The organism is Nocardia farcinica, assembly GCF_029867845.1.
Taxonomy (GTDB): Bacteria; Actinomycetota; Actinomycetes; order Mycobacteriales; family Mycobacteriaceae; genus Nocardia; species Nocardia farcinica_A.
This window is the reverse complement of sequence record NZ_JARWRU010000436.1, coordinates 1-8715: the sequence shown is the minus strand read 5'-3', so window position 1 is coordinate 8715 and position 8715 is coordinate 1. Positions and strand designations below refer to the sequence as shown.

General features: G+C 70.9%; 9 protein-coding genes. 6 read left to right on the top strand and 3 right to left on the bottom strand.

The features are described from left to right. Nucleotides 1-533: hypothetical protein (locus QH283_RS09280; protein WP_280502611.1), on the bottom strand; the 533-nt coding region annotated here is incomplete at its 3' end. Nucleotides 534-779: 246 nt separating this feature from the next. Further along, nucleotides 780-1664, bottom strand: coding sequence for a TIGR03621 family F420-dependent LLM class oxidoreductase (locus QH283_RS09275; protein WP_280502610.1), 885 nt, complete (start codon nucleotides 1662-1664; stop codon nucleotides 780-782). Between the two features lie 74 nt (nucleotides 1665-1738). Here QH283_RS09275 and QH283_RS09270 point away from each other — a divergent pair, with 74 nt between their 5' ends. Both QH283_RS09270 and QH283_RS09265 read left to right on the top strand, forming a co-directional pair. Beyond that, nucleotides 1739-2887, top strand: a complete 1149-nt coding sequence (locus tag QH283_RS09270) for an alkaline phosphatase family protein (RefSeq protein ID WP_280502609.1) — start codon at nucleotides 1739-1741, stop codon at nucleotides 2885-2887. A 154-nt stretch (nucleotides 2888-3041) separates the two neighbouring features. After that, entirely contained in the window at nucleotides 3042-3371 is a 330-nt protein-coding gene (locus tag QH283_RS09265) for a hypothetical protein (RefSeq protein ID WP_280502608.1), read from the top strand. Between the two features lie 6 nt (nucleotides 3372-3377). On the opposite strand, the gene QH283_RS09260 is transcribed toward QH283_RS09265, so the two are convergent. After that, nucleotides 3378-4931, bottom strand: coding sequence for a succinic semialdehyde dehydrogenase (locus tag QH283_RS09260; protein ID WP_280502607.1), 1554 nt, complete (start codon nucleotides 4929-4931; stop codon nucleotides 3378-3380). A gap of 204 nt (nucleotides 4932-5135) precedes the next feature. Between QH283_RS09260 and QH283_RS09255 the strand changes: the two genes are divergently transcribed. The 4 genes from QH283_RS09255 to QH283_RS09240 are packed head-to-tail and all read left to right on the top strand — an operon-like array spanning nucleotide 5136 to nucleotide 8671. Continuing rightward, nucleotides 5136-7319 carry a nitrate- and nitrite sensing domain-containing protein gene (locus QH283_RS09255; RefSeq protein ID WP_280502606.1) on the top strand — a complete coding sequence of 728 codons (2184 nt, stop codon included), beginning with the start codon at nucleotides 5136-5138 and terminating at the stop codon, nucleotides 7317-7319. After that, complete coding sequence (locus tag QH283_RS09250) at nucleotides 7316-7711, top strand: roadblock/LC7 domain-containing protein (protein WP_280502605.1); 396 nt, start codon at nucleotides 7316-7318, stop codon at nucleotides 7709-7711. The genes QH283_RS09255 and QH283_RS09250 overlap by 4 nt, the downstream gene beginning before the upstream one ends. Beyond that, entirely contained in the window at nucleotides 7708-8082 is a 375-nt protein-coding gene (locus QH283_RS09245; RefSeq protein WP_280502604.1) for a DUF742 domain-containing protein, read from the top strand. Before QH283_RS09250 ends, QH283_RS09245 begins: the two co-directional genes overlap by 4 nt. Then, nucleotides 8063-8671: a GTP-binding protein gene (locus QH283_RS09240; RefSeq protein ID WP_280502603.1), complete on the top strand. Its 609-nt coding sequence runs from the start codon at nucleotides 8063-8065 to the stop codon at nucleotides 8669-8671. The genes QH283_RS09245 and QH283_RS09240 overlap by 20 nt, the downstream gene beginning before the upstream one ends. Nucleotides 8672-8715: the final 44 nt, after the last annotated feature.

Here is an 8715-nt window from a genome sequence, read left to right as displayed (position 1 = left end):
CGCGCGGGCCGGCCCCTGACCGCCGGCCGCAGGCCGGTGCGGCGGCGGTGTCCCTCGCGCACGGTCGCGGTGAGCGCCCGCGCCTGCCCCGGCGCCGCCGCGAGCGCGGCAGCCGGCTCGGCCGGTGCGGCGCCGCCGCGGGCCAGGGTGCGTCCCACCGCGTTCGGCTGCCGCTCGGCGCGTTCGGCGCCGATCAGCACCTCCGGCCGGTGCCGGCCGATGGCGCCGAAGACCGCCTGCACCCGCACCGGCAGCGCCCGCACGGGCACCCGGGGGCAGGCGCGCACCGACCCGCCGCGCAGCACGATCTCGAGCACCTGCTCGCGGCCTTCTCTGCTCACCCGCACGTGATCGACGTTGCTCCAGGCGATCCGGCCGAACGCCAGATGCTCGATCGCCTCGTCGCCGATCACCAGTTCCGGCCTGCTCCGCCAGGCCGACCATGCCATCTCGCAGGCGATCGGGCCGAACAGCAACGCCCCCACCGTCCCCGCGAGCACCGCGAAACCACTGACCGCCGCGATCAGGCTCACGACCGCGACGACACCACAACACACCAATGCCCCTGGGGTCGCACCGGTCGACCGGTACACCGTGTCCGGTCGCCGTGAACTCCCCTTCTCCGAATCCATTCGAGCGATCCTAGCCTTGCCGACCGCCGAGGCAAGGCTTTCCGTCCCGGCAATCGACGATCATCCGCTTCGCTTGCCCCGCAACGGTTTTCCGTCCCACGCAAGCCGGGATCGGAGCGCCGGAAACTGTAACTCGCCGTACCGGTTTCAGCGCAGGCGCGCGAGCACCGGAGCGAAGATCTCCATGCTGTCCTCGAGGACGGTGATGTAGCTGATGCCGAAGCGCTCCCGCAGTTCGCGCAGCCGATCGGCGGCGGCCTCCGGGGAGCCCGCCAGCAGGGTGGGGACATCGCGCGGGTTCGCCGCCGCGTCCGGGCCGTAGGCGGGGCGGTAGTGCTCGAACAGGGCGTCGGCCTCCTGTGGTCCGGCCACCTTCTGCAGCATGAGGTTGTACTCGACCTCCCCGGCCCGATCCCCGAGCGCGGCACGCACATACGCCACCCGGTCGGCCAGCCCCTCGGCGCCCGCGAGCAGCAACGGGCCGCCCGGGGTCGCCGGCCCTCCGCCGGTGAAGGCGACGATCTCGGCGTGCCGGGCCGCCACCGACAGCAGGCGGTCACCCCAGCCCGCGATGAGCAGCGGCGGCCCGCCGAGCCGGTGCGGACGCGGCTCGTACTCCGGGTCGCCGAACAGCTTCCGCAACGTGACGGCGGTGTGCTCGACGTACTCGACCCGCTTGCCGCCGGACTCGAACGCGATGCCCGCGGCGTCGAACTCGTCCTTCACGTACCCCGCGCCGAGGCCGAGTTCCACCCTGCCCCCGGTGAACCGGTCGACGGTGGCGACCTCACGCGCGAGCAGCACCGGGTTGTAGAAGGGGACGTCGAGGACGAAGGTGGTCAGCCGGGCACGCTCGGTGGCCTCGGCGGCCAGCGTCATGGCCGGGAACGGCGCGGGCAGTCCGAGATGGTCGGCGACGCCGAGCACGTCGTAGCCGAGTTCCTCGGCCCTGCGGCACTTGTCCATCCACTCCGCGCGCGAGGGCGCGAGGAACAGGTTGACTCCGAAACGGAACGGTCGCGGTGAGCTCACCGGTCCTGTCTACCGGCGCGCCGGTACGGCCGCCACCCCTTGCTGCTGTGGGCGGGCGGGGGCATGCTGACCGCATGTTCGCCGCGCCCCGCTACGGAACCGGTTCGCTGTCCGACGTGCTGCCCTCGGTGCTGGCCTGCCTCGGCGTGCCGGGCGAGGACGACCGGCTCGGCCTGGATCTGCGCGCCGACCGGGTGTGCGTCCTGCTCGTCGACGGCCTCGGCGCCGAACTGCTGGCCCGCCACGCCGAGGTGGCGCCCTTCCTGTCCGGCCTGGCCGACCGACCGCTCACCGCCGGCTTCCCGAGCACCACCGCGACCTCGCTGAGTTCGCTCGGCATCGGCGCCCCGCCCGGTGAACACGGCATCGTCGGCTACCTGATGCACGTGCCCGGCCACGAGGGCCTGGTGAACCCGCTGCGCTGGCAGCTGCGCGGCGCCGAGCCCGCCCCCACCCGCGATCTGCGCACCGAGCTGGTGCCCGAGCGGTTCCAGCCGCGCCCGACCGCCTTCGAGCGCGCGGCCGCGGCCGGGGTGAGCGTCGGCCAGGTCGCGCCGATGTACCAGGCGGGGTCGGGACTCACCCGGGCCGCGCTGCGCGGCAACGAGTTCCGCCCGAGCTTCTCCTCCGGCGATCTGGTCGACGGCGCGATCACCGCGTTGCGGGCAGGTGATCGCAGTCTCGTCTACGCCTATCACGGCGAACTCGACACCACCGGGCATGTGCGCGGCACCGCCTCGGACGCCTGGCTGCTCGAACTCGCCCACGTGGACCGGCTGGCGGCGGCGATCGCCGAGCGACTGCCCCCGGACGCGGCGCTGCTGGTCACCGCCGATCACGGCATGGTCGACATGGCCGATCCCGTCGACTTCGACGCCGCTCCCGCGCTGCGGGCAGGCGTGCGCACCCTCGGCGGCGAGGCCAGGGCCCGGCACGTCTACACCGAGGCAGGCGCCGCGGCAGAGGTGGCCGCCGCCTGGCGGGAGACGCTCGGCGCGGACTTCGAGGTGCTTGACCGCGCGGCGGCGATCGGCCGGGGCTGGTTCGGGCCGGTGGTCACCCCGGAGGCGGCGGCGCGCATCGGCGATCTGGTGGTGGCCGCGCGCGGCGAGCGCGGCATCGTCCGCCGCGCCGCCGAACCGCTCGAGGCGGCGATGATCGGCCAGCACGGCTCGCTCACCTCCGCCGAACTCGACATCCCGCTGCGGCTGGTCACCGGCTGAGTTCCCGGCGACCGCGCGCACGAACGCGGCGCGGCCGCGGCCGGGTTCACCGGGGCACGAGATGATTCCCGGCGCGCCGGGCTCTAGGCTCACCCGGACGGGGGCCAAGTGGTCGCGCGGCGTACCCGCGCGACCGGAGAACAGGAGGAGCCGGATGATCGGCACCGTCGGCAGGACCGGTCCCGTGGCCGTCGCGATCGCGGCGCTGACCGTGGCGCTCTCGGTGAGCGGCTGCTCGGACGTGGAGCGCGCGCTCAATCGCGGCGGCGACACCCCGTGCGGCGAGTACGTGAAGCAGGACGCCGACACCAAGCGCGTCACCATCACCAAGTTCGTCAAGGAACGCGACAATCTGCAGAACGAGCCGTCCGGCACCGCGGTCGATCTGACCATGATGGCCGTTGACGTGCTGTGCACGGGTCAGCGCAACGTCGAGACCCCGATCAAGCAAGCCGATCTGGCGGGCATGGTCGTCAACAAGTAGCGGCGCTCAGCGGCCGGGCAGGACGCGCAGCGCGCGGGTGAGCGTCATGAGCGCGCGCTGCCACAGCTCGGGCGGCACACCGGGCGGGGCGTCGAGATTCATCCATCGGGTGATTACCACGCTCTGTGGCTCGGTGTATTTCAGCAGTCCGTCCGGTCCGTGCCTGCGGCCGACACCGGACTGCCCCATGCCGCCCATCGGCGCGGCGGTGGTGCCCCAGGCGGGCGCGTAACCCTCGTCCACGCACACGGTGCCGGTGCGCAGCCGCCGCGCGATGGTCTCGCCCTCGGCCGGGCTCGCCGCCCACACACTCGCGTTCAACCCGAACTCGGTGTCGCCGGCCCGCCGGACCGCCTCGTCCACGTCGGCGACCGGGTAGACCGCGACCAGCGGGCCGAAGGTCTCCACCCGCGCGCACGTCATGTCGTCGTTCACCCCGTCGAGCACGGTCGGCTCGAAGAACAACGGGCCCAGGTCCGGCCTGGCCCGCCCGCCGGTGAGCACGCGCGCGCCCTTGGCGGTGGCGTCGGCCAGGTGCGCGGAGACGACCTCGAGCTGGCGCGCGGAGATCAGGCTGCCGATATCGGTGGAGAAGTCGTAGGCCGGGCCGAGGCGCGCGGCCTCGGTGGCGGCGACGAACTTCGCGGTGAACTCCTCGGCCACCGCGGCCTCGACGTAGATGCGCTCGATGGAGATGCACAGCTGCCCGGCGTTGGAGAAGCAGGCGCGCACCGCGGCCCGGGCGGCCCGGTCGAGATCCGCGCCCGCGGCGACGATCATCGCGTTCTTGCCGCCCAGTTCGGCGGAGAAGCCGATCAATCTGCGCCCACAGCGCACGGCGAGTTCGCGGCCGGTGGCGGTGGAACCGGTGAACATCAGGTAGTCGCAGCGCTCGACGATCTCGGTGCCGACGACGGCGCCGGGGCCGGGCACCACGGCGAGCAGGTCGCGCGGCAGGCCCGCCCGGTAGAGCAGGTCGGCGGCGGCCAGCGCCGAGTACGGAGTGGAGCTGTCGGGTTTGACGACCACCGCGTTGCCTGCCAGCAGGGCGGGCAGCGCGTCGCCGATCGACAGCAGCATCGGATAGTTCCACGGCGCGATCACCCCGACCACGCCCTTCGGGTGATGGTGCACGGTCGCGCGGTTCACCAGCGGGAAGGCTCCCGGCACCCGCTGCGGGGCCAGCAGCTTCGGCGCGACGCGGGAAAAGTAGCGCGCGGCGAAGATCAGGCCCATGATTTCTTCCTGGGCCGCCCAGCGAGCCTTGCCGGTCTCGGCCTGCACGAGGTCCATGAGTTCGGCGCGGTGCCGGACCACCAGCGCCCGGAAGCGTTCGATGACCGCCGAGCGGGCGCGAGCGGGCCGGGCGGCCCAGCGCGACGCGGCCGAGCGGGCTCGTCCGAAGGCCGCTTCCACATCGGCGACGGTGCCGACCGGGATCTCGCCGAGCGGTGCGCCGGTGAACGTCTCCTCGATCGTGACGCGATCACGCTGGTCAGGGCGGTGCACGGCGGCCAGGGCGGTCAGGCGGGCGAACTCGGCGGCGGTCGGGACGGGCATGGCGCCTCCTCGGGTGTCGCACCGGATATCACAGCGGTGTCGCACAGCACAGCGACATTGACATGTCAATAGTAGTCTCGCTCACCGGGACCGGAATGACAGCCGTGTAGTCCGCTCGAATAGGTTGTGCGGATGTTCAAGGCGAGACTCGGTGTGCGAGGCCGGATCCTTGCAATCGCGTTGGTTCCGAGTCTGACACTGTTGGTGATCGGCGTCGGTACCGCGGGTTACCTGGTCGATCAGGGAAACGAGGCCCGGAACTGGGCCGAGCAGATCCAGACGGCGACTCCGGCCACCCGCGAGTTGGTCGAGGCGTTGCAGCAGGAGCGGCACTACACGATCGCGGCCCTGACCGGCGACGCCACGGTGGGGCCCGCGCTCACGGCGGCCAGAGTGCGGCTCGACGGCGCGGTCCGCGGCATCATCGACGCCGCCGAGGGGCTACAGGTCGGACACAGCGACGAGGAGGAGATCGCGGGCTTCCTCGCCATCGTCGACTACCTCACCCAACTGCGTCAGGGCATCGACGTTCGGCAGGTTCCGGTCCTCGACGCGTACGGCTTCTTCAGTGAGATCCTCGACCGGGTGTCCGCGGGCACCCGCACCGCGCAGGAACAAGCTCCCGACGCCGAGATCGGTGTCGAACTGTCCCAGGGCGTCCGCCTGCTCTACGCGGCCGAGGGCATGTCGCGCTCGAACGCGCTGGCGCTGGCCCTGGCGGCCACGCAGACCGAACTCGACCAGATCCCGATGGAGGAGCTGGTCTACCAGATCGGCTACTACCACACCGAGATCAACCTGCTGGCCGCCGACGCCACCAGCGACCAGCAGCAACTCGCGTCCGAACTGCTCGCCTCCCCCGCCTGGCAGCAGGTCACCGCGGTGGAGAACGCCCTGCTGCGCGGCGAGGAGCTGCCCGGGAACCTGGTCGAGTGGCAGGAGGCCGCCAACCAGATCAACCGCAGCCTGCTCGACCTGTGGATCAGCCACAGTGAACGCACCGACGACCTGGCCGAGGAGACCTACGGTTCGGCCGCCCGCAATTCGCTGCTCGCGGGCGGCGGCGTTCTCGCGGTCAGCATCTCGGCGTTCCTCATCGCCCTCGCGCTGGCCAACCGCATCATCCGCAGGCTCAAGAAGCTGCGCGGCGAAACCCTCGCGCTCGCCGATGTCAGCCTGCCCGAGACCATGCGCAAGCTGCGCGAGGGCGAGAACGTCGACGTCGAAGCGGAGACCCCGCAGCTGGACTACGGCGACGACGAGATCGGCGAGGTGGCGCAGGCGTTCGAGCACGCGCACTCCGCGGCCGTCAACGCCGCCGTGGAGGAGGCCCGCACCCGTGAGGGCGTGAAGGCGGTCTTCCTCAACATCGCCCACCGCAGCCAGATCGTCGTGCACCGCCAGCTGGAGATCCTGGACCAGGCCGAGGCCAAGCAGGAGGATCCGGCGCTGCTGGAGACGCTGTTCCGGCTCGACCACCTTGCCACCCGCGAACGGCGCAACGCCGAGAACCTCATCGTCCTCGGCGGCGGACTGCCGGGCAGGCAGTGGCGCAACCCGATTCCGCTGGTCGACCTGGTGCGCGCCGCGGTCGGCGAGACCCTCGACTACGCCAGGGTGCAGGTGCTGCGCATCCCCGACGTCAGGGTGCTCGGCTCCGCGGTGGCCGACCTCGGTCACCTCATCGCCGAGCTGGTCGACAACGCCATCTCCTTCTCCCCGCCGCAGTCCAAGGTCGAGCTGTCCGGCAGCGTGGTCGGCCGCGGCGTCGCGGTGGAGATCGCCGACCAGGGCATGGGCATGCCGGCCGAGGAGCTGGCCAGGGTCAACGAGATGCTGCGCAACCCACCGGACTTCGGCGTCGCGCGGCTGTCGGCCGACTCGCGCCTCGGCCTGTTCGTGGTCGCGCGGCTCGCGGTCCGGCACGGGGTGTCGGTGCGGCTGTCGGAATCCAACTACGGCGGCGTGCGCGCGGTGGTGCTCATCCCGTCCGCGCTGCTCGCGCCCGAGACGACGGCCGAGGTCATCGACGAGCGGGCGCTGCCGCCGGTGTCGCAGCCACGGTATGTGCCTGGGCCCACCCAGAGCGCACCCGCGCACGCGGAGACCTCGGTGGCCACTCTCGCCCCGCCGGAGCCGATCCCTCCGAGGGCAGCCCCCGAGCGGCAGGTACCGTCCGGTTATTCCCCGGACGGCAGGCCGCCGCTGCCCAAACGGCGGCGACAGGAGAACCTGGCGCCGGAATTGACCAACACACCCACCCCGGAGCCGATCGCCAAGCGCGAACGATCTCCCGAACAAGCCCGCGATCTGATGTCGGCCATAGAAAATGGAACCCGGCAGGGCCGCCGTGAGCGGCCCATCGATGGACAGGAAGGCCAACAGTGAGCACTGCCAAATCCGGCGACCTCGACTGGCTGCTCGACGACTTGGTGGACCGACTGGCCGGCGTGAGTTACGCGGTGGTGTTGTCCACCGACGGACTGCTGCTCGGCCGGTCGACCAAGATGAGTCGCGAGGATGCCGAACATTTCGCTGCGATGTCCTCGACGCTGTACGGACTCTCCCGCAGTGCGGGTAGCCGCTTCGGTGGCGGCGGTGTCCGTCAGGCGGTCATCGAGCTCGAAAGCGCCGTGTTGTTCGTGACCGCGGCGGGCGATAACGCCTGTCTGGCGCTGCAGGCCGCCGAGAACGCCAATCTCGGCATGGTGGCGTACGAGATGAATGTGACCGTTCAGCGTGTGGGCAATTTCTTGTCCACCCCCGCAAGATTGTCATGACGCGCGAAAGCGGGGCGTTCTTCGACGACGCGGCCGGACCGGTGGTCCGTCCCTACGCGTTGATCCGCGGCCGCACCATGGGCGCGGCCCATGATCTGGACATGCTGACGGTGGTCGTCACCACCGACAAGGCGCCGACCCTGCGCAGGCCGGAGCCGGAATACGGCATAATCGTCCGGCTCTGCGCACAGCCCCAATCTGTCGCGGAGGTAGCTGCACACTTGCAACTTCCTCTCGCGGTGACGAAGATTCTCGTCGGCGACCTGATCGGCGAGGGACAACTGATCTTCCGGGCCCCGATGCAATCGGAAACCGGCCCCGGCGATCTCAACGTATTGCGAGCGGTTTTGGATGGCATCAGAAAACTTTGACCCACGGGTCGACTCGAATTCGCAACGCTTGGCCGCGTCGGTCAAGATTCTCATCGCGGGCGGATTCGGCGTCGGCAAGACCACAATGGTTTCGGCGATCAGCGAGATCACGCCGCTGCGTACCGAGGAACTCATCACCGAGGTCAGCACCGGCGTCGACGACCTGTCCGGCGTCGAATCCAAGGAGACCACCACGGTGGCGCTGGATTTCGGTCGTATCACCATCGACCGGGATCTGGTGCTCTACCTCTTCGGCACCCCCGGCCAGGACCGTTTCTGGTTCCTGTGGGACGAATTGTCCCGCGGTGCGCTCGGTGCGGTGGTTCTCGCCGACACCCGGCGGCTCAGCAATTCCTTCGCCGCGGTCGACTTCTTCGAGCGCCGCGGACTGCCGTTCATCATCGGCGTGAACTGCTTCGACGGTGCGCCGCGCTACACCGTCGACGAGGTGCGTGACGCGCTCGATCTCGACCCGCAGACCCCGGTGCTGCTGTGCGACGCGCGCAGCCGGGAGTCGGCCAAAACGGTGCTGCTCACGCTGGTGCAGCACCTGATCGAGCTGGCCGGACGCGCCCCGGTCACCACCTGAACGCCGACCGGAAACCGCCGTCCCCGTTTGGGGGGGGGGGGGGG

Bases quoted from the DNA above. Each gene is read 5' to 3' on its own strand.
- QH283_RS09260 (WP_280502607.1), bottom strand. From the start codon at position 4,931: ATGCCCGTCCCGACCGCCGCCGAGTTCGCCCGCCTGACCGCCCTGGCC.
- QH283_RS09240 (WP_280502603.1), top strand. From the start codon at position 8,063: ATGGCATCAGAAAACTTTGACCCACGGGTCGACTCGAATTCGCAACGC.
- QH283_RS09270 (WP_280502609.1), top strand. From the start codon at position 1,739: ATGTTCGCCGCGCCCCGCTACGGAACCGGTTCGCTGTCCGACGTGCTG.
- QH283_RS09265 (WP_280502608.1), top strand. From the start codon at position 3,042: ATGATCGGCACCGTCGGCAGGACCGGTCCCGTGGCCGTCGCGATCGCG.
- QH283_RS09245 (WP_280502604.1), top strand. From the start codon at position 7,708: ATGACGCGCGAAAGCGGGGCGTTCTTCGACGACGCGGCCGGACCGGTG.